We start from the raw sequence: 20,849 nt of genomic DNA, 5'->3' as shown, positions 1-20,849 counted from the left end.
CCCTCAGCCGCGCAGACGCGCGTTTTCAAGAAGTGAAAGAAAGCGCGCACACGCCTCGATGTCCCGGCGCACGCCCTCGCGCTGTTTCTCCGCGATCGGATCGTCGCCCCAGCGATCGACCTGGTAGAGTTCGTCCATCTGGGCGGCGGCAAAGGCGGCGGCCGCATCGAGGCGCCTCTCCGACACCGCCAGCCCGATCACCACAGATCCCGCCGTGTGCGTGAGATTGTAAAGCGCCGACAGCGCCAGATCGCCGTGTGCCGAAACCGCCTCGTGAAGTCGCGCCTTAGCCTCTTCGGGTTGCTCCACGAAGCCGATACCGTCGGCGGTGACGAGCCGGGCGCCGTGACGCTCGGCCGCCCAGTCCAGCAAGGGCTGCCATAGCTCCTGCTGCAGCCTCACCAGACTCTCCGGCGCCGTCGCGCGATAGCAGAGAAGATCCGAGCCGGCATACTTAGCCGTATCGGCGATCACGTCGGCGCGCCGAGCCACGACGCGGTCGACGCCGGTCGCGGCGAGACGCGTCAGCGGCAGATGCGCGGCGTTGATCTCGGCCTTGTCGGGCACCCCCGCCCATTCGGCGGCGATCGCCTCGGCGAGCGCCCGCGTCGGTACGACCAGCACCGCCTTGGCCGGCGTCCGCATGGGCTTGCCATCGAGCAGGATGCGAAAGCCGCCCTCGCCCTCGTCGACGCCCGTATGCTTGTAAAACCGCTTCATTCATCTCCCGAACGGCGCCCGGCATCCGCGATACGAAACCGCTGCATCGCACCCTGTGGCCTGCGCGAGGGGCTTACATGGGAGGTGGGGAGGACGACAAGGCCCCCGATTCGGCCCGTTTCGCCTCAGAAAAGTACAGCCGGATAATTTTGAGAAGCTCCGTCGGGTCCGCCTGCAGCGAGCCGCTGGTGAAGGTGACGGGACTTCCCGACAGTCGCCAATTGATGGACTTCGCGAGCCGCTGAAGGCCATTGCCGCGCGCAATGTACGCTTGAGGATCGTTTAGCCTGACCGAGAGAAAGGCTCCGCCTCTCCCCAAACCTTCCCTGATCTCGCTCACGTCCGCCCAATCGACCCAGCCGAAGGCAAGGCCCGTCGGCCGGAAGAGGAATCCCTGGCGATTGATGACGAGCCCCGGCTCTTTCGCCGTCAGGGTTCTCAGATGGCCGTAGGCAAGCAACAGGAAGAAAAAGACACCAAATCCCAGGACGACCTGATGGAAAGGGTTCGATCCGACACCCGGTGCCGCCAGCAGCATCCAGGCCGCCGCCACCGCCATCGCGAGACTGGCAATCGCCAGAAAGCCGACCTTCGAACGACTGACCGGGATTGCGACTTCGGAAGGCATCTCTCCGGTCACGGCCGGCCCTGGCTGCGTTGCGGAGCGGGCGTCTGCCCCTGCGGACGCGACGCCCGCTGACGAACGTCCGAGGTGGGCGCCGGCAACTGTGCCCGCAGGCCGGGCCGGAGCGCCTCGACCCGCGGCGCCAGCACGGCGCAGGCATTGGCGCCGGCCGGGCGGCCGGCCTGCGCCACCTGCGCGACCAGGCTCGGGATCGGGCCACCGCCCACCAGCAGCTTGGACAGGTTCGGATCGACCGCACTCGCCGTGGCCTTCCCGGCCCCGCCCTTGATGCGCATCGGCGCGGCCAGCGCCGCGTTCTGATGGTCGCGCGCCTCCGGCGCCAGCATGAACTCCCAGTTGTCGGTGCGCAGATGGAAGTACCCGCCGCCGACCAGCACCCCGCGCGGCGTGTCGACGACCAGGCGCCTGAGATTGGCGACACCGCCGCTCACTTCGAAGCGGCCGGCAATGCAGTTGAAGGGTACGCCGGCATCGCCACCGCCCAGCAGCCGCTGCGTCTCCGGCGGCCAGTTGGCGAGCTGGTTGTGCGGCCACAGCCCCTTGCCCATGGCCACGTCGATCGAGCCGCTGGCCGAATTCAGCGCATCGCGCGTGGTGCGCCCGCCGCCGCGCAGGCGCAGGTCGACGTCGGCAACGCCGTCGCGCAGGCCGAAGTCGAGGCCGAGCAGGGTCGACAGCTCGCCCAGGGAGACGCGGTTTGCGGTGGCCGTCAGCGTGGTCTGGCCCATGCGCCCGGCCGGGTCGTAGACGAGATCGACGCCGGCCGAGCCGCCGCCGACGGTCGCGGCCGCGCGGAAGGTGAAGCGCGTCTCGCCGGAGGCCAGCGTCACCGAGGCGTTCTGCATCTTGGCCCCCAGCCCCACGACCTCGCCCAGCCTCACCGTGACCGACAGGCTGGAACGGCCGAGCCAGCTCGCGGAAAACGGCAGGGTCGGGATGAGCCGCGGCGGTGGCGCGGACACCTGAGCCGGTGCGGCGGGCGCGGCGATGGCGGGCGGCGCCTTGAGTTCCGACACGTCGAGGCGGGTCACGTCGGCATTGACGATGATGGTCGGCGTGCCCTTGCGGTCGACGCGAAACAGCGCCTCGCCGGCCGCCTCGCTCGAGCCGACTTTCAGAGACGTGACCTCGACCTTGAAACCGTTGCGCTGGGTCGAGGCCTTGGCGTTCATCGCATAGGGGCCGCCTACGGGGACTGGCAGGCGGATGTAGGGGCCGAGGACCGAGACGTCGGCGCCGTCCGAATTAATCTGCAGCGACGTGCCCTTGGCGTTGATGCTGCCCTTGATCGAGATCTTGCCGTCGCCGAAGCCGCCCTGGAGGTCGAGGTTGCCGGGCAGACCGGCCATCCAGCCGTTGAACGACCCGGCGGTGCCGGTCAGTTCCATGGGCACGCCCTGGGCCACGCCGAACCGGCCGTCGACCTGAAGGCTCTGGTTCGGCGCCGCGGCCTTGAAGGTGGCGTTGGGAATTTCGAGCACGACCGGCGGCCGGCCCGCCCCTTCCGAGACGGTCAGCACGGAGTCGCGGACCTCGACCGTGTTGATCCACGGGAAGGCCGCCGCCGTGCGCAGACGCAGCGACCGGTTCTCGCCGGGATGCGGGCCCGAGCCGTCGGGCGGCGGCAGCATCTCGAGGTTGCTGTCGCCCACGTCGTTGCGCTCGACCGCGATGTCGGCGCCCTCGAGCAGGATCCGACCGATCTTGACCTCGCCCAGCAACAGCGAGAACGGATCGAGGAACAAGGTCATGCGGCGCACGCGGGCGAGATCAGGCCGGGATCCCCATGCTGCGCTGGAGAGCGTGACGCCTTCGGCCACCATCGCCGGCTCGCTGCCGAGCCTGATGGAGAGAGGCACGCGGGCCGCCAGTTCGCGCCCCGTGACCTTGCGAACCTGTTCGGTCATGCGCGCCTGATAGCGCGACAGGTCCCTGGTCGCGGCCCAGACGACGCCGACGACGGCGGCGATCGGCACCGCCACCGCCGTGATCACCGCCACGCGCCTCCAGGGTATCCGCATTATGCTCGATTCTCGCTCAAACACCGTCCGTCGAGAAGCCAAATGCCTCGACGGTGCGGCGGAAGTGAGGAGGCAGTTCGGCCACGGCCGTCAGCTCGCCCTTGCCCGACGGGTGCGGCAGCGACAGGCGGCGAGCATGCAGATGCAGCCGGCGCCCCTCGGCGACCGCCGCCAGCAGGGCCTCCTCGCCGCCGTACTTGCGATCACCAAGGATCGGGCATCCCATTTCAGCGCAATGGACGCGCAGCTGGTGGGTGCGGCCGGTGCGCGGCCACAGCGCCAGCAGCGCGGCGCGCCGGCCGGCGCGATCGATCTCGCGGAAGTGGGTGAGCGCCTTTTGGCCGTTTTCCTCATCGACCTGCATCAGCTCGCGGTCGCGTGCTCCGGGGCGCTTGGCGAGCGGCAGGTCGATCGTGCCCTCCTTCTTGGGCGGCACGCCGACGACGATCGCCCAGTACAGCTTCTCGGTCTCGCGGTCCCGGAAGGACTCCGCGAGGCGCTTGGCGGCCTGCGCGGTGCGCGCAATCAGCAGCAGGCCACTCGTATCCTTGTCGAGCCGGTGGACCAGGCGCGGCCGCTGCTCGAAGCCGAAGCGCAGCGCATCCAGCATGCCATCGATGTGCTTATCCGTGCCGCTGCCGCCCTGAACGGCCAGCCCCGGCGGCTTGTTCAGCACGATCACGTGATCGTCGCGATGGATCACCATCCGCTGAATCTCGGCAGCGTCGCGGTCGGAGACGGTCGGCTTCGCCTCCGTACGCGGCTTGGGCACTGGCGTATTCGTGACCCCGGGTGGCAGACGGATCGACTGGGCGGGCTCGACCCTGTCCTTGCCCTCGGCGCGCTTGCCGTCGATCCGGACCTGGCCGGTGCGCAGGAGCTTCTGCAGAGCTCCGTGGCTCAGCTCGGGGAAGTGGCGCTGGAACCACCGATCCAGGCGCATGCCGGCCTCGTCGTCGGTCACGGCGCGGGTCTGGACCTTGGTCTGTTGGCTACCACCACTGGCGGGGCTGTCACTCATGGCGCACAAACTACGGGACAAGCTACACAGGGTCCATGGAATCGGTGTCCTTCGACACGCTGACGTTCGACCATCCGACGGCCTGCCGTCCGGCGCGAATTTCCGCGACCCTGCACATTCCGGCGGACCGCCCGGAGCCGCTGCCCTGCATGGTCATCCTGACCAGCAGCGCCGGCGTCCAGCGCCACCGCGAGCACTATTACGCCGATCTGCTGAACGCGGCCGGGGCCGCCGCGCTGATCGTCGACAGTTTCCGCAGCCGCGGCGTTCGGCGCACCGTGGCCGACCAGAGCCTGGTCTCGGCGGCGCAGATGGAGGGCGATGCCTTCGCGGCCCTCGCCCTGCTCCGCGGCGACCGCCGCTTCGATCCGGAGCGCATCGGCATCATGGGCGTGTCGAAGGGCGGGGTGGCCACACTCAACGCCGCCCTCGCCGCGCGTCAGCGCTGGCGCCGCGGCTTCCCGCACCTGTTCGACATCCACGTCGCCCTCTGCCCCGGCGCGACCGCCCAGCATCGCGACGCCACCACGCACGGCAAGCCGATGTTCTTCATGCTGGCCGCCAAGGACGACTACACGCCGGCCGAGCTGGCGATCGAATATGCCGAACGCATGCGGGCGGCCGGCAACGACCGGATCCGCGTGAAGGTCTATGGCGGCGCCCATCACGGCTGGGAGTCGCTGGGACCGGTCTTCGACATCAAAGACGCCGAGAACTGGTCGTGCTGCCGCAACATCATCGAGGATGACGGCCGTCACTTCGTGCCCTCGCTCGGACTGGCGATGGACGAGCCCGAATTTCAGGCCTGGGCGCGACGGCACTGCGTCACCCGCGGCGCCCGCGCGGGCGGCGGAACGGCCGATCTGAAGCAGCGCGCCAGTGCCGACCTGATTGCCTTCCTCGCCGTTCACGGATTCGTGCGCTGATGGACCCCTCCGCCGAATCTTCTTATACTTGAACCGTGAATCGATCTCATTTTGTTGCCGCTTTCCTGGCGTTCGCGCTCTCCTTTTCGGGAGCCTCGTCGTCCTACGCTTCAGGCGTGCTGTGGACCGGGTCCGGTCCCGCAACCGCGCGTGCCGAGGCCTTGCTGAAGGCGCTGCGAAGCGCCGGCGACCACGGGCTCGATCCCGCCTGGTACAACCTCGCCGAGGTCGAGCGGGCCATGGCGCCAGGCGCCGATCCGGGGGCGGCCGAGAGCCTGTTGTCGGCGGTGTTCGTCTCTTACGCCGGCGACGTCTCGACCGGCCGCGTCCGGGCCAACCGGGTCGACAAGGAAATCGACATCATCCAGCGCAAGGCGGACAAGGCCGAGCTGCTGCAGGCGGCGGCCGATGCTCCGGACTTCGCGGCCTATCTTGCAACGCTGCCGCCCAAGGGCGACTACCCGGCGCTGCAGAAGGCACTGGCGGCTTGGCGCGAGAAGAAGACACGGACGACCTACACCGCCATGCCCGACGGCAGCGCGCTGAAGCCCGGCATGATCGACGCCCGCGTACCTGTCTTGCGCAAGCGTCTGGCCGAGCTCGACTTCACGGTGCCGCCGGCCGGCGCCGTCGCCGACCTCTACGACGAGCCGTTGGTCGGGGTGGTCAAGTCGTACCAGGAGATGAAAGGCCTGACCGTCGATGGCGTCATCGGCTCCAAGACGGTGCGCTCGCTCAACACCACGATCGACGAACGCATCGAGCAGATCGTCGCCAACCTGGAGCGCCGACGCTGGCTGCCGGAGTATCTCGGCAGCCGCTTCGTCTACGTCAACACCGGCGACTATTCGATGGTGTTCGTGAACGAGGGCAAGATCGCCTTCCAGAGCCAGGTCATCGTCGGCACGCCGAAGGACCCGACACCTGAAATCCAGTCGACCATGCGCGGCTTCCAGACCAACCCTTACTGGACGGTCCCGCCGTCGATCGCCGGCGAGGAATATCTGCCGATGCTGCGGCGTGACCCCAACGCCCTGTCCAGCAACGGCTTCAAGATCTTCGCGAGCTGGAGCCACGACGACGAGATCGACCCCAACACGATCGACTGGAGCTCGATCCATCCCAAGGCCTTCCCCTACCGCATCCGGCAGGATTCGGGCGCGTCGAACGCGCTGGGCTACATCTTCTTCCCGTTCAACAACAAGTACGGGATCTACATGCACGATACGGCCAGCCGTTGGCTGTTCACCGAGGGCAGCCGCAACTTCAGCCATGGCTGCATCCGCCTGCAGAACCCGCTCGACTTCGTCGAGAAGGTGTTCAACGGCAAGAACGGCTTCAGCAAGGACCGGGTCCAGCAGGCGATCAAGGACGGACAGCAGGCTCACTACACCTTCCCCGAGCCGATCACCCTCTACGTGACCTACCGGACCGTCAGCGCCAATCCCGAGGGCGTGCCGACCTTCCGCGACGACGTCTATGGCCGCGACCGCCGCGTCGTGCGGGCGATGGCCAAGCCCTGAGGGCTCAGCGCGATCGTCCTTCCTTCGGCGCTCCCGGACATCGTCTCGCGATGTCCTGACGCTCAGCGGCGGAGCTTCGCTCAGCCGATCAGCGTTTCTTCTCCCTGAGCTTCTTCCAGTATTCCAGCCGCTTGACGATCTCACGCTCGAAGCCGCGCTCGACCGGCTGGTAGAACTCTTCGCGGTTCATGTTATCGGGGAAGTAGTTCTGGCCCGAGAAGCCATCGGCGGCGTTGTGGTCGTACTCGTAGCCCTTGCCGTAGCCGATGTCCTTCATGAGTTTGGTCGGCGCATTCAGGATGTGCATCGGCGGCGTCAGTGAGCCATGGGTCTTGGCGGCGCGCTTGGCAGCCCCGAAAGCGACATAGGCCGCGTTCGATTTCGGCGCGGTGCCGAGATAGATCACCGCCTGCGCGATCGCCAGCTCGCCCTCGGGGGAACCGAGCCGCTCGTAGGTCTCCCACGCCGCCAGCGTCTGGGTCAGCGCCTGGGGATCGGCCATGCCGATATCCTCGACCGCGAAGCGCACCAGGCGGCGGGCGATGTATTTCGGGTCCTCGCCTCCGTCGAGCATGCGGGCGAACCAGTAGAGCGCGGCATCGACGTCCGACCCGCGCAGCGACTTGTGCAGCGCGCTGATCAGATTGTAGTGCGCCTCCTGGGCCTTGTCGTAGAGCGGCGCACGCTTCTGCAGGAGCGTCGCCAGCCGCGCCGGCGGCACGGGACCCTTGTCCTTCAGCTGCGCGAGCTGTTCGGCGAGGCCGATCATGTAGCGGCCGTCGCCGTCGGCCATGGCGAACAGAGCCTGGCGGCCCGTCTCGTCGATCGGAAGCGACCGGCCGAGGGCTTCCTCAGCACGCCCGAGCACCGCTGACAGGGCCGCGTCGTCGAGGCGGCGCAGCACCAGTACCTGACAGCGCGACAGGAGCGCCGCGTTCAGTTCGAAGGACGGGTTCTCGGTCGTGGCGCCGATCAGCGTCACCGTCCCGTCCTCGACATAGGGCAGGAAACCATCCTGCTGGGCGCGGTTGAAGCGATGGATCTCGTCGACGAAGAGCAGCGTACCCTTGCCGTCCTTGCGGCGCTGGCGGGCCGCCTCGAACACGCGGCGAAGGTCGGCCACGCCGGAAAACACCGCCGACAGCGGCTCGAAATGCAGGTCGACGGCTTCGGCAAGAAGCCGGGCGATGGTCGTCTTGCCGCAACCCGGCGGCCCCCACAGGATCAGCGATCCGAGCTTGCGGGCCTCGAGCATGCGGCCGAGAGGACCCTCGGGTCCCAGCAGGTGATCCTGGCCCAGGATCTCGCCCAGCGTCTTGGGACGCAGACGTTCGGCAAGCGGCGTGGGGGCGAGCGAGGCGAAGAGTTCAGCCGGCACGGCCCGACGCTTTCATGGGGTCAGCGGAACTGGACGGGAAACACCACGCCGTCGCGGCCCACGCTGATGCTGTTGATGCCGCTGGCGACGCGCTTCTTGAGTTCGGCCACGTTCTTCACTTCCTGGCCGTTGACCGCCAGGATCATGTCACCGGGACGCACGAAGCGGCCGGCATAGGCGCCGCTCTTCACCTCGACGATGATGATGCCGGGGCGCCACTCCGCCAGGCCCATCTCCTCGGCGACGGCGGGCGACATGTTGACCACCGAGGCGCCGGACAAAGGCTGGCGCCCCTCGAGCAGCGACAGCTCACGCGGCGGATCCTCGGGCGGCGCCGCGAGTTTCAGGTCCACGACCACTTCCTTGCCGCCGCGCATGACCTTCACCGGGACGACGGTTCCGACATTGAGCGTCGAAAGCCTGAACCGCAGCGCCGCCTCGTCGTCGATCGCCTGTTCGCGAATGCCGACGATCACGTCGTTGCGCTTCAGCCCCGCATCGGCGCCCGGACCGCCGGCAAAGACGTCCTTCACGACCAGTCCGGCCGGCCGCGACAGGCCGAAGCCCGAGGCGAGGTCGGGCGTCACGCGCTGCATGCTGACGCCCAGCCACGGCCGCACGATGCGGCCGCCCTTCGTTCCGGTCGAGATCATGCGCTCGACGATGTTGGAGGGCGTGGCGAAGCCGATGCCCACCGAGCCGCCGCTCTGCGAGTAGATCGCGGTGTTGATGCCGATCAGCCTGCCGTCGAGCGCGACCAGCGCGCCGCCCGAGTTGCCCGGATTGATGGCCGCGTCCGTCTGCAGGAAGAAGTTCGAATCGTTGATGCCGCCGGCGCTGCGCGCTACGGCCGAGACGATGCCGCTGGTAACGGTCTGGTTCAGCCCGAACGGATTGCCGATCGCCAACACCATGTCGCCCACTTCGATCGAATCGGAATCGCGCAGCTCCAGGAACGGGAACTTCTCATCGGAGCCCTCGATGCGCAGCAGCGCCAGGTCGTAGCGCTCGTCCTGCGTGATGAGCTTGGCCTCGAACTCGCGACGGTCGGCCAGCACGACGCGGATCTCGTCGGCGCCCTTCACGACATGGGCGTTGGTCACGATCAGGCCGTCGGCGCCCACCAGCACGCCGGAGCCCAGCGAGTTCTGCACCCGCTCACCACCCTGCTGGGGCATGCCGGGAAACGGGAACGGCAGGCGGCGCTGCACGCGGGCGGTGGTGGTCGTGTAGATGTTGACCACCGCCGGCGACACGCGCTTGACCAGCGGCGCGAAAGAATAGGCGAGCTCGCTGCGCGAATTCGGGAGCCCCTGCGCCACGGCAGCCGGGGCCATCGAAGTCGCCACACCGCATCCCACGAGAACCGCCGCCAGAACCAGCCGCCGCATCATACAGACATCTCCTTGGTCGGCCCGGATTTGCGGTGTCTCTTGCGGCAAATCAAGGGCGGATATCCGCTGGCATATCGATTGCAAGGTCCGGGCACAACACGCCAGCCATTGGCGGGAGAGGAAACCGGAGCGCTTCATGAAATTGACCCGCCGTACCGTCCTGGCCGCATCGGCCGCCACTTTGGGCTCTGCGCTGGCCGCGCCCGCCGTCAAGGCGAGCCCAGGCTGGCCGACAAAGCAGCCGATCAAGCTGATCGCCACCTTCCCGCCGGGCGGCACCGCCGACACGATTTCCCGCATCCTGGCGCCCAAGCTTTCGGCCGCCCTCGGCACCCAGGTGGTGGTCGAGAACCGCCCGGGCGCCGGCGGCACGATCGGCTCCGACCTGGCCGCCAAGGCCGCGCCGGACGGCTATACGCTCGTGATCTCGCATGCCTCGCCGCTCGGCATCGCGCCCGGCATCTACCCCAAGCTGCCCTATAACGTGATCACCGATTTCACCCACGTAACCCTGATCGGCCATACGCCCAACGTCCTGATCGTGCCGGGCGATTCGCCCTACAAGACGCTGGCCGACTACATCGCCGCCGCCAAGGCCAAGCCCGACGAGATCGCCTTCGGCAGCTCGGGCATCGGCTCCAACACCCACCTGATGGGCGAGCTGCTGGGCAGCCTGGCCGGCGTCAAGCTGAAGCACGTCCCCTATCGCGGCTCCGCGCCGTCGCTGCAGGACATGCTGGCCGGCGCCATTCCCTCGATGTTCGACCCGATCACGACCAACGTGCCGCACATCAACTCGGGCAAGGTCCGCCTGCTGGCGGTCAGCTCGGACAAGCGCCTCGACATGTATCCCAACGCCCCGACCTTCGCCGAGCAGGGCTTCCCCAAGCTCACGACCTCGACCTGGGTGGGCGTCTCCGGTCCGAAGGGCATGTCGCCCGACATCGTGGCGCGGCTCTATGACGAGCTGCAGAAGGCCTACAAGGCCCCCGAGGTGGTGGAGCGCTTCAAGGACGTGGTTCTGCTGCCCGGCGACAAGCCGATGACGCCGGCCGAATACACCGCCTTCGTGGGCGACTTCGCCACCCTGTGGGCCGGCGTCAGCAAGTCGGCCGGGATCGAGCTCGAGCTCGGCTGAGCAGGTTGCGGGTGACTGGGTCACCCGCAGCGCGAGTAGCCGCAATTCAGGCACACGTCGCAGCCCTCCTGGTGAGTGAGGGCTGCGGCGCCGCATTGGGGGCACTGCCCCATCGAGGTGGCTGAACCGGCGCCGGGCGCCGGCGCGCCGTCCCGGCCCCCCGTCGCGTGGCGCATGCGCTCCTCGATCGCATCGATCAGCCGGGGCGATTCGGTCGGCGCCAGGAAGCCGATCTCGACCAGGTGGCGCTCGATCACGCCGCCGATCGCGGCCAGCAGCGAGGGCACGTAGCGGCCCCCCATCCACTGCCCGCCGCGCGGGTCGAACACCGCCTTCAGCTCCTCCACGACGAACGAGACGTCGCCGCCGCGCCGGAACACCGCCGAGATCATGCGCGTGAGCGCCACCGTCCAGGCATAGTGCTCCATGTTCTTGGAGTTGATAAAGATCTCGAAGGGCCGGCGGCGCCCCTCCTGCAGCACGTCGTTGACGGTGATGTAGATGGCGTGGTCGCTGCCCGGCCATTTGATCTTGTAGGTCCGGCCCGGCAGCTCCTCCGGCCGATCGAGCGGCGGCGCCAGGTAGACGACGTCGCTGTCGCGCGGCGCCACCGTCGGAACGGGTTTCGCGGTCTCCGCCGGCTTCACTTCCAGCACCGCGCCGGTCACGTCATTGGGACGGTAGGTGGTGCAGCCCTTGCAGTTCTGCGCATAGGCCTCCTCGTACACGCCCTTGAAGGCCTCGAAGGAGATGTCCCGCGGCAGGTTGATGGTCTTGGAGATCGAGCTGTCGACATGGTCCTGCGCCGCGGCCTGCATCGCCAGATGATCGGCGGGCGCGAGGGTCTGGGCATCGACGAAGACGTCCGGCGGCGGCGCCTCGTTGCCCTTCATCTCGCGCCAGACACGGAAGGCGTAATCGTCGACGCTCTCCTCGCGTTTGGACCCGTCTGGCTGCAGGACATGGCGCACGTAGCTGAAGGCGAACACCGGCTCGATGCCGGACGAAACGTTGTCGGCCAGCAGCGAGATGGTGCCGGTGGGCGCGATCGAGTTCAGGAGCGCGTTGCGGATGCCGTAGCGGCCGATCGCCGTCCGGGCCTCCTCGGGCAAGGCCTTGATCGTCTCGCCCGCCAGATACTTTCCACGATCATAGAGGGGAAAGCTGCCCTTCTCGGCGGCAATGTCGGCCGATGCCATGTACGAGAGACGCTGCACCGCGCCCAGCCATTCGCGCGTCAGCCGCACCGCCTCGGGCGAGCCGTAGCGCACGCCGCAGAAGATCAGCGCGTCGGCGAGACCGGTCACGCCGAGGCCGATGCGCCGCTTGGCCTTGGCCTCCTTCTCCTGCTGCGGCAGCGGGAAGCGCGAGACGTCGATCACATTGTCCAGCATGCGCACGGCCAGCGGCACGAGCCGCTCCAGCGCCTCGTCGTCGAGCGCCGCTCCGGGCGTGAACGGCGCCTTCACCAGTGCCGCGAGATTGATCGATCCAAGCAGACAGGCGCCGTACGGCGGCAGGGGTTGCTCGCCGCAGGGGTTCGTCGCCTGGATGGTCTCGCAATAGCGCAGGTTGTTCCGGCGGTTCACGCGATCGATGAAGATCACGCCCGGCTCGGCAACGTCATAGGTGGCGCGCATGATGCGTTCCCACAGCGCCTTGGCCTTCACCGTCCGGAAGGTCCTGCCGCCGAACACGAGCGGCCAGTCGGCATCGGACTCGACCGCCTTCATGAAGGCGTCGGTGACCAGCACCGAGACGTTGAACATGCGCAGCCGCTTCGGGTCGCGCTTGGCGTCGACGAACGCTTCGATATCAGGATGGTCGCAGCGCAGGGTCGCCATCATGGCGCCACGGCGCGAACCCGCGCTCATGATGGTGCGACACATCGAGTCCCACACGTCCATGAAGGACAGAGGGCCCGACGCGTCGGCGCCGACGCCCACCACGGGTGCGCCCTGCGGGCGAAGGCTCGAGAAATCGTGTCCGATGCCGCCGCCCTGCTGCATCGTGAGCGCGGCCTCGCGCAGATTCTCGAAGATGCCCGACATGTCGTCGGGGATCGTGCCCATCACGAAGCAGTTGAAGAGCGTGACCGTCCGCCCCGTGCCCGCCCCCGCGATCACCCGCCCGGCCGGCAGAAACTTGAAGTCCGACAGCGCCTCGTGGAAACGGCCGGCCCAGAGCTCCGGATCCCGCTCCGGCGCGGCCAGGGCGCGGGCGACGCGCCACCAGGTCGCCTCGAGGTCGGCGTCGGGAATCGCAGCCGCGCTGGCTCCCGGTGCACTCTTGAAGCGATATTTCATGTCCCAGATCCGCTGGGAGACGGGCGACCATTCCATGCTGAAAACTAGGCCCAAGGCCCGTCGATATCAACAGAACGTTCTATTTTCGTTCGCGCTCGCGGGCTGCAGCAACGAGCCGGTCGGTGGCCCCCTCGATGCGCTCACGCAGAGTGGCCATGAACACGTCCCGCCCGAGGCCCGGCGGGATCGCGGGCAGGATCTCGACGTCGATCACGCCCGGCCACTTGATGAACTTCCGACGCCCCCAGAACAGGCCCGAGTTGAGCGCCACGGGGACGACCGGCACGCCGAGCTGCCGGTAGAGCGCCGCCGTTCCCACCTGGTAGGGCTTCTCGTCGCCGACGGCGACGCGCGTGCCCTCGGGGAAGATCAGGATCGACCGACCCTCGGCCAAGGTCGCCTTGGCCTGCTTCACCAGTCCACGCAACGCCTTGGCGCCATCGCCGCGCTCGACGGCGATGTTGCCGGCCCGCGCCATCGCCCAGCCGACGATCGGGATCAGGACCAGCTCGCGCTTCATCACGGTGGCGGCACCCGGAAACAGGCGCGAGAACGCCAGCGTCTCCCATGAGGATTGATGCTTGCACGCGAAGATGACCGGCCCCGCAGGCATGTTCTCCAGCCCACCGACGCGATGCGTCAGCCGGCAGGTGACCCGCAGCCACCACAGGCAGAAGTCGATCCACACCAGCGACCAGGCGACCACGAAGCGCCGCGGCATCAGCAGGATCGGCGAACCGGCGATGGCGAGGATCGTGGTGCCGACATACCAGCCGACATTGAAGAAGAACGAACGCAGCCGGAGGCCAATCATCTCAATCGTATTCGCGAGCGACGTGTTGCTTGTATGCCAACTTGTAGTGGCCTAGTGTCGCCGCGCAAAGGACATCTGGTGGGGCAAACCCCGCTCATCATGCAGCTTACCTGTTCCAATTGCGGCGCGCGATACGCCGTCGACCCCATGGCGATCGGCCCGACAGGTCGCACTGTCCAGTGTGCGCGCTGCAGCCATCGCTGGTTCCAGAAACCTGACTCACAGCCGGTCGCAGAAACCGCTTCCGTCACGGAAGCGGCGGCGGAAGCGCAGCCTGCGTCGGCCGCGCCTCCCGTGCCCGACGTCGTCATCCGTCCCTCCACGCCGGGCGCCGGCCTGCCGGCGCTCACGACACCGCCGCCGAAACCGAAAACGAACTGGGGCACCTGGATCGCCTATGCGATCGTCCTGGTCGTGTTGCTGGGCGGTGCGGGCTACGCCTATCGCGATCAGATCAAGGCCCGGCTGCCCGCCTCGTGGCGCGCGCTGCTGCATCTCGACGCCGCGAACGCAAAGCAGAGCGCGACCCAGGTGGCGCGCGCCCATGTCGGGATCGACATGGCGACGACCAAGATCGACCTGATCGATGGGCGCTACGTCGTACTCGGCGAATTGATCAATACCGGCACCGCCCCCGGCTCGACCCGCCGCCTCAAGCTGGTCTTCCGTGCTGGCGATCAGGTCCTGGCTGAGCGCGCGATGCCGTTGATCGAAGGACCGATCCCGCCCGGCGCGCGCCGGAGCTTCAGCCTGCCGCTTGACGAGCCCCCCTCGGGTGCGACCAACATCGTGCCGACCGTCGACTAGCGCCCCTCCCTTCACGAGAGTTTCCGTTGCCCGACCGCACCACCTCCGACCGTCCGGTCGTTTCCATCCGTTTCTCCGCCGCCGAGATCGCCGCACGCGTCGAGGAGATGGCGACGGATCTTTCCGAGAAGCTCGCGTCCGACACGCTGGTCGTCTCGGTGCTCAAGGGCAGCTTCGTCTTCGCCGCCGACCTGATCCGCGCGCTCAGCCGTACCGGCGCCGACTGGTCGATGGATTTTCTCACCCTGTCGAGCTACGGCAGCGGCACCGAGACGAGCGGCAACGTCCGCATCGTGCGCGACATCGTCGACGACGTGCGCGACCGCGACGTGCTGCTGGTCGACGACATCCTGGAATCGGGCCTGACGCTCAGCTTCGCCAAGAAGCTCCTGGAGGAGCGCGGCGCCCGGCGCGTCTCGATCTGCACCCTGCTCGACAAGCCCGCCAAGCGGCGCACCGATCTCAAGGCCGACTTCGTGGGTTTCGAGGCGGGCGACGAATTCCTCGTCGGCTACGGCCTCGACTGGGCCCACCGCTTCCGCGGCCTGCCCTATATCGGCGTGGTCGAGAAGACCGCCTAGAGTCTTCGATCTAGACACCCGTACAACCTCATCCTGAGGAGCGGCCGCAAGGCCGCGTCTCGAAGGATCGGCAACAGATGTGGTGCTCGCGCCCACCCTTCGAGACGCGCTCCTGCGGAGCGCCCTCAGGGTGAGGTGATGTTGAAAGACGTTAATACGTCTTCAGCAGCCGGTCGATGTAGTCGAGCTCTTCCTTCGGGCGCAGCTGGTCGCCGGCGCGGCGGCGCAGTTCGTCGAGGATCTCGCGGCTGCGCTGGCGGTCGAGCTCGAGCGGCACCTTGTCGGAGCCGGAGTCGATCGCATCGCCGTAGTTGCCGTCGGACCGGCCCAGCGGGTCGCGGTCCTCGCTGCGGCGTTCGCGTTCCTCTATCTCGGCGATGTCCTGGTTATTGCCCGGACCGCGCTGCTGGCGCAGCTGCTCGGCCATGTCGCCCATGCCCTGCTGGAGGTTGTCGAGCGCCCGGCGTTGGGCGCGGGACGCCTCGCGCGGGTCGCCGCGACGCAGCGCCTCCTCGGCCTCGCGCATCGAGCGCTCGGCCCGGCCCAGCGATTCCGGCATCTGCAGGCCGTTTTCGTCGAGCTTCTGCATGAACTCGCCCAGCCGACCGCGCAGGCCTTCCTGCTGGCCGCGCTGCTGATCGCCCCACTGGCCCTGCCCCTGCCCCTGCTGGCCTTGGCCCTGCTGGCCCTGTTGTCCTTGCTGGCCCCGTTGTCCCTGCTGGCCCTGCTGTCCTTGCTGTCCCTGCTGTCCCTGCTGTCCTTGCTGGCCGCGCTGACCTTGCTGTCCCTGCTGGCCGCGCTGGCCCTGCTGCTGGCGGCCCTCGCGCTCGGACTCGCCCAGCAGCTGGTTCTGCCGGCGCGACAGCTGGTCGAGCTGGTTCATCATTTCGCGGCCCTGCTGGTTGCCCTGGCCCTGCTGGCCGCGCTGTCCCTGCTGCTGACGCTGCTGCTGGCCATTGGGGTTCGCCATCATCGGAGTGGCGTTCTCCATCATCTTGCGCAGCTCCTCGAGCATGCGCTTGGCCTCTTCGCGCTGGCCGTTCTTGGCCATCTCGCGAATCTTGTCGAGCATCTTCTGAAGATCGTCGCCGGTGATGGTGTTGTTCGGATCCATCTTTTCCGCCTGCTCTTCCATGCGGCGGCGCTCGTCGGGATCCTTCATCTTCTCGGCCAGCTCGCGCTGCCACCGCGCCATGGCGTCGTAGAGCTGCTGGATCAGCTTTTCGATCTCCTCGTCGCCGGCCTGGCGCTGCATGGCGTCCTGCAGCTGCTGGCGCGCCTGCTCGACGGCGCGCTCGGCGTCGGAGGTGGCGCCGCTCTCGAGGCGCATGGCCAGATCCCAGAGGAGCTTCTGCGTGTCGTCGATCGTCTCCTTGTTGTCGTTCTGCGCGAGCCGCACCGACCCGATCCGCAGGCCGAGCTGAACGACCGGGTCCTCGCGATAGCTCGACGGTTGGCCGTGGATCAGGCGCATGCCGTCGGCGACGTCGATGCGATAGCCCTTGGGATCGCGGGTCAGCGCCTTGCGCAGCACGATCAGGGCCCGCGCCGTCGGGTCGTTGAACACCCGCTCCGGCAGCAGGAAGGTCTCGACCGAGCTGCGGCCCTTCTGGCCCAGCGCATCGGTGGCAAACAGCATCACCGTGACCTTGAGGCCCGCCCACGGATGGCTGGTCAGGTCGCGAACAAAGGTATCGGAAATCTTCTTGGCGTTGCCCGCGACCGGCAGGTCGACCCGCAGCACTTCGGGTTCCTCGTCGCTGCTCAGCGCATCGTCGCCCAGCACGCTGCCGTGCAGGCGCATCTGGAGCTGGACGCCGGTGATGCCGAAATCGTCGCCGGCGAGGTACTCGATCTTGGTCGACCATTTGTCGACCCCGATCGGGCGCGTGAACTCGATGGTCGGGGCGAGGTCGGGAATGACGTGGAGCTTCCAGCGCGCCTGCTCGTCGCCGCGCGCCTGCAGGGTGATCTGCTTGCCCTCGGTGATGACCTCCTCGACCTGGTACTTGCCCTTGCTCACGGTCGAGAATTCGGTGGCCTTGCCGTCGATCGAGAGCTGGGGCGGCTTGCGACCGCGCACATCGTCGACGAAGCCCGCGATCTTGCTGCCGACAGGAACGCGCAGCACCTTGTCGGGATCGGCCATGTCCAGATAGACCGGCGGCTTGCCGGTATAGGCCGGCGGCGCGATCCACAGATTGGCGACGACCGGCGGCGGCGGCGGGAAGGCCGGTGTCACGGCGGCCGCCATACGGTCGCTGCGCCAGCCGCCCGCAACGGCGATCGCGACGACGAGAGCCAGAAGCGGCACGAAGCGCAGCGCCCACTTGTCGAGGCTGGCGAGGCCCGGATGAGCCGGCCGATTGCTCAGGCCGGCGAGACGCTCGGCCTCGCGGCGGCGATGGGCCTGCCAGAGGGCCACGGCCATCGGGTCGGCATTGCCGGCGGCCAGATGGTCCTGCACGGCCACGAGCGGGCGGTGCGGAATGTCGCTGTCGCGCTCGAGTCGACGGATCGACGCTTCGCGCGTGGGCCAGGAAAAATCACGCAGGCGCCACCAGGCGAGACCGGCGAAGGCGATCGCGATGGCGGCCAGGATACCGGTATGCACCCAAGGATCCAGGCCGGCGAAAAGGTCGAGATGGGCGGCAGCGACGAACAGCGCCACGAACGAAAGCAGCGGTACGAAGCGCGGCCACAGGCCTTCCCACGCCAGAGTCGCCCGCGCCAAGCCGATCTTGCGTGCGAGCCCTGGGGCCGCGAGCGTCGGGGTGGTCTGGCTGGCGTCCATCGACGTCCTTTCGTTAGGCCTTCTCGGCTTGTCAGGCCTTTTGCGGCTCCATCCAGGGCGGGAACCGCTCGGCAGAGATCATGTCTTCGACGGTGGGCCTCGGTCGTGTAACCGCAAACCGCGTGCCATCCACCATCACTTCGGGCGCCAGCGGACGGCTGTTGTAGCTGGAAGCCATCACTGCCCCATATGCGCCCGCCGACCGTACCATCACGAGATCGCCCGCCGCCAGCGGCGGCAGATCACGGTTCTGTGCCAGGAAGTCGCCGGATTCACAGATGGGACCCACAATGTCGCAACGGATCGTGGCGGCATCGCGGCGCGGCTCGCGCACCGGCAGAATATCGTGCCACGCCTCGTACAGGGTCGGACGGATGAGGTCGTTCATCGCCGCATCCACGATGACGAAAGTCTTGGCCGATCCGGGCTTCACGAGGATGACCTCGCCCACCAGCACGCCTGCCTCGCCGACCAGCCGGCGACCGGGCTCGAACGCCAGTTCGCAGCCCAGCCCCTCGGTCTCGCGCGCCACGACGGCCATGAACTCGGCGATCGAGGGCGGCTTCTCGTTGGCATAAACGATCCCCAGCCCGCCGCCGATGTCGAACCGGTCGATCGCATGGCCGTCCTGGCGGAGCTGCGCGATCAGCTCACGCACCCGCACGATGGCGTCGCGATAGGGGGTGAGCGACGTGAGCTGCGAACCGATATGCATGGCCACGCCCACGACCTTGAGGTTGGGCAGGCGCCCGGCCAGCGCGAAGGCCTCGCGCGCCAGGTCGATGTCGATGCCGAACTTGTTCTCCTTGCGACCCGTCGTGATCTTGGCGTGTGTCTTGGCGTCGACGTCGGGGTTCACGCGGATGGTGATGTCGGCCTTGAGGCCGAGCTGGCCTGCCACGGCGTTCAGCGTCTCCAGTTCGGCCGAACTCTCGACGTTGATCTGGCCGACGCCGGCTTCGAGCGCCGCCATCAGTTCCGACGCCTTCTTGCCGACGCCGGAATAGATGATGCGATGCGCAGGAATGCCGGCCGCCAGCGCCCGCTTCATCTCGCCCACGGAGACGATGTCGGCACCGGCGCCCATCTCGCCGAACAGGCGGATGACGGCCAGGTTGCTATTGGCCTTCATCGCGTAGGCGACGCTGGCGTTCATCCCCTTGATTCCGTCGGCGAACTCCTTCCAGCCGGCGCGCAGCGCCGACGCGGAGTAGCAATAGAACGGCGTGCCGACCTGGGCCGCGATGGTGGCGAGCGCGACGCCCTCGGCGTGCATCTCGCCATCCTTGTAAGCGAAGAAGCTCATATTCAGCGTCCCCCGGCCTTGCCCAGGAAGCGACGCCGCGCTTCGGCGACGGCGCGCTCGACGTTTGAGGGCGCGGTGCCGCCCAGGCTCTTGCGGGCGTTGACCGAGGCCTCGACCGTCAGCACGCGGTAGACGCTGCGATCGATCTTGGGCTCGACCGCCTGCATCTCCTCGAGCGGCAGCTTGTCGAGGTCTCTCCCCTTGTCCGCGGCGATGCCGACCAGGCGCCCGGTGACGTGATGGGCCTGGCGGAACGGCAGGCCGACCTTGCGCACCAGCCAGTCGGCGAGATCGGTCGCCACGGAATAGTCGGCGGAGGCCACGGCCCGCATCCGCTCCGGATTGGCCTTGAGGTCGCGGATCATGCCGGTCATGGCGGCGATGCCCAGCTCCAGCGAATCGGCGGCGTCGAACAGCGGTTCCTTGTCTTCCTGCATGTCCTTGCCGTAGGTCAGCGGCAGGCCCTTCAGGATGGTGCAGAGAGCGACGAAGCTGCCGACGATGCGGCCGACTTTCGCGCGCGTCAGCTCGGCAGCGTCGGGATTGCGCTTCTGCGGCATGATCGAGCTGCCGGTCGTGAAGGCATCCGACAGCGCGATGAAGCGGAACGGCGCAGAGCACCAGATCACGATCTCCTCGGAGAGGCGTGACAGGTGCACGGCGGTCGTCGAGGCGGCGGCGATGAACTCGATCACATAGTCGCGGTCGGACACGGCATCGAGCGAATTGGCCATCGGCCGCTCGAAGCCCAGCGCCTTGGCGGTCTTGCGCGGATCGATGGGATGCGGCGAGCCCGCCAGCGCCGCCGCGCCCAGCGGCGATTCGTTGAGACGCGCGCGGCAGTCGGCGAAGCGGCTGCGGTCGCGGCCGAACATCTCGACATAGGCCATCAGGTGATGACCGAACGTAATCGGCTGGGCCGTCTGCAGATGGGTGAAGCCCGGCATGATGGTGGCCGAATATTCGTCCGCACGGTCGATCAGCGCAGCCTGCAGGTCGCGCAGCATCTCCTCGACCTTGTCGATCGTGTCGCGCACCCACAGGCGGACATCGAGCGCGATCTGGTCGTTGCGCGAGCGTGCGGTATGCAGCCGCCCGCCGGCCGAACCGATGATGTCGGTCAGCCGCTGCTCGACGTTGAAATGAATATCCTCGAGCTTGGTCGAGAACTTGAACTTGCCGCTCTCGATCTCGGCCTTGACCTGGGCGAGGCCGCGCTTGATGTCGCGGCCGTCCTTGGCCGTCAGGATGCCCTGGGCCACCAGCATGTCACAGTGCGCGACGGAGCCCGCGATATCCTGCGCATAGAGCCGCCGGTCGAAACCGATGGAGGCGTTGATCTTCTCCATGATTTCCGCGGGCCCGAGCTTGTAGCGGCCGCCCCACATCGTGTTGGAGCGACGATTGGAGCCACTCTTGGCCGCTCGCGCAGTCGTGTTCTTCCGTGCCATGAATTCAGCCATATATCCTTTTA

General features: G+C 67.7%; 16 protein-coding genes and 1 pseudogene. 6 read left to right on the top strand and 11 right to left on the bottom strand.

Features of this window, described 5'->3' with window-relative positions:
* Positions 1 to 3: 3 nt before the first annotated feature.
* From ACO07K_RS05775 to ACO07K_RS05760, 4 genes are all read right to left on the bottom strand, one after another.
* Positions 4 to 720 (bottom strand): ATP12 family chaperone protein, encoded by a 717-nt coding sequence (locus tag ACO07K_RS05775; RefSeq protein ID WP_422034949.1) that lies wholly within the window; start codon positions 718 to 720, stop codon positions 4 to 6.
* A gap of 73 nt (positions 721 to 793) precedes the next feature.
* Positions 794 to 1,348 carry an STM3941 family protein gene (locus tag ACO07K_RS05770; RefSeq protein WP_422034948.1) on the bottom strand — a complete coding sequence of 185 codons (555 nt, stop codon included), beginning with the start codon at positions 1,346 to 1,348 and terminating at the stop codon, positions 794 to 796.
* An 8-nt stretch (positions 1,349 to 1,356) separates the two neighbouring features.
* Positions 1,357 to 3,366 carry an AsmA family protein gene (locus tag ACO07K_RS05765; RefSeq protein WP_422034947.1) on the bottom strand — a complete coding sequence of 670 codons (2,010 nt, stop codon included), beginning with the start codon at positions 3,364 to 3,366 and terminating at the stop codon, positions 1,357 to 1,359.
* Between the two features lie 37 nt (positions 3,367 to 3,403).
* Positions 3,404 to 4,408: an RluA family pseudouridine synthase gene (locus ACO07K_RS05760; protein WP_422034946.1), complete on the bottom strand. Its 1,005-nt coding sequence runs from the start codon at positions 4,406 to 4,408 to the stop codon at positions 3,404 to 3,406.
* Positions 4,409 to 4,443: 35 nt separating this feature from the next.
* On the opposite strand from ACO07K_RS05760, the gene ACO07K_RS05755 reads away from it, so the two are divergent.
* On the top strand, positions 4,444 to 5,334 hold the full coding sequence (locus ACO07K_RS05755; RefSeq protein WP_422034945.1) for a dienelactone hydrolase family protein: 891 nt from the start codon (positions 4,444 to 4,446) through the stop codon (positions 5,332 to 5,334).
* Between the two features lie 116 nt (positions 5,335 to 5,450).
* Positions 5,451 to 6,857, top strand: a complete 1,407-nt coding sequence (locus ACO07K_RS05750) for a L,D-transpeptidase family protein (RefSeq protein ID WP_422034944.1) — start codon at positions 5,451 to 5,453, stop codon at positions 6,855 to 6,857.
* Positions 6,858 to 6,945: 88 nt separating this feature from the next.
* Here ACO07K_RS05750 and ACO07K_RS05745 read toward each other — a convergent pair whose 3' ends face one another.
* Both ACO07K_RS05745 and ACO07K_RS05740 read right to left on the bottom strand, forming a co-directional pair.
* Positions 6,946 to 8,235 carry a replication-associated recombination protein A gene (locus ACO07K_RS05745; RefSeq protein WP_422034943.1) on the bottom strand — a complete coding sequence of 430 codons (1,290 nt, stop codon included), beginning with the start codon at positions 8,233 to 8,235 and terminating at the stop codon, positions 6,946 to 6,948.
* A 20-nt stretch (positions 8,236 to 8,255) separates the two neighbouring features.
* Positions 8,256 to 9,629: a Do family serine endopeptidase gene (locus ACO07K_RS05740; protein WP_422034942.1), complete on the bottom strand. Its 1,374-nt coding sequence runs from the start codon at positions 9,627 to 9,629 to the stop codon at positions 8,256 to 8,258.
* 136 nt (positions 9,630 to 9,765) lie between these two features.
* Between ACO07K_RS05740 and ACO07K_RS05735 the strand changes: the two genes are divergently transcribed.
* Entirely contained in the window at positions 9,766 to 10,767 is a 1,002-nt protein-coding gene (locus ACO07K_RS05735; protein ID WP_422034941.1) for a Bug family tripartite tricarboxylate transporter substrate binding protein, read from the top strand.
* 20 nt (positions 10,768 to 10,787) lie between these two features.
* Here the strand turns inward: ACO07K_RS05735 and ACO07K_RS05730 are convergent, their stop codons facing one another.
* Positions 10,788 to 13,073, bottom strand: coding sequence for an adenosylcobalamin-dependent ribonucleoside-diphosphate reductase (locus ACO07K_RS05730; protein ID WP_422034940.1), 2,286 nt, complete (start codon positions 13,071 to 13,073; stop codon positions 10,788 to 10,790).
* A gap of 79 nt (positions 13,074 to 13,152) precedes the next feature.
* Entirely contained in the window at positions 13,153 to 13,887 is a 735-nt protein-coding gene (locus tag ACO07K_RS05725; RefSeq protein ID WP_422034939.1) for a lysophospholipid acyltransferase family protein, read from the bottom strand.
* Positions 13,888 to 13,920: 33 nt separating this feature from the next.
* Here ACO07K_RS05725 and ACO07K_RS05720 point away from each other — a divergent pair.
* From ACO07K_RS05720 to hpt, 3 genes and pseudogenes are all read left to right on the top strand, one after another.
* Positions 13,921 to 14,082: pseudogene (locus ACO07K_RS05720) on the top strand (zinc-ribbon domain-containing protein); the annotation flags it as partial.
* A 99-nt stretch (positions 14,083 to 14,181) separates the two neighbouring features.
* Positions 14,182 to 14,694 (top strand): hypothetical protein, encoded by a 513-nt coding sequence (locus ACO07K_RS05715; RefSeq protein WP_422036732.1) that lies wholly within the window; start codon positions 14,182 to 14,184, stop codon positions 14,692 to 14,694.
* A gap of 26 nt (positions 14,695 to 14,720) precedes the next feature.
* Positions 14,721 to 15,275, top strand: a complete 555-nt coding sequence (gene hpt, locus ACO07K_RS05710; protein ID WP_422034938.1) for a hypoxanthine phosphoribosyltransferase — start codon at positions 14,721 to 14,723, stop codon at positions 15,273 to 15,275.
* A gap of 151 nt (positions 15,276 to 15,426) precedes the next feature.
* Here hpt and ACO07K_RS05705 read toward each other — a convergent pair whose 3' ends face one another.
* The 3 genes from ACO07K_RS05705 to argH are packed head-to-tail and all read right to left on the bottom strand — an operon-like array spanning position 15,427 to position 20,826.
* Positions 15,427 to 18,069, bottom strand: coding sequence for a TIGR02302 family protein (locus ACO07K_RS05705; protein WP_422034937.1), 2,643 nt, complete (start codon positions 18,067 to 18,069; stop codon positions 15,427 to 15,429).
* Positions 18,070 to 18,100: 31 nt separating this feature from the next.
* The gene (gene lysA, locus ACO07K_RS05700; RefSeq protein ID WP_422034936.1) at positions 18,101 to 19,375 is read right to left on the bottom strand and encodes a diaminopimelate decarboxylase; all 1,275 of its coding nucleotides are present in this window, start codon (positions 19,373 to 19,375) and stop codon (positions 18,101 to 18,103) included.
* A gap of 2 nt (positions 19,376 to 19,377) precedes the next feature.
* On the bottom strand, positions 19,378 to 20,826 hold the full coding sequence (gene argH / locus ACO07K_RS05695; protein ID WP_422034935.1) for an argininosuccinate lyase: 1,449 nt from the start codon (positions 20,824 to 20,826) through the stop codon (positions 19,378 to 19,380).
* Positions 20,827 to 20,849 lie beyond the last annotated feature (23 nt).

Source organism: Reyranella sp. (assembly GCF_965228225.1).
Lineage (GTDB): Bacteria > Pseudomonadota > Alphaproteobacteria > Reyranellales > Reyranellaceae > Reyranella.
The sequence above is the reverse complement of the archived record's forward strand: the minus strand, read 5'-3'. Positions and strand labels throughout refer to the sequence as shown.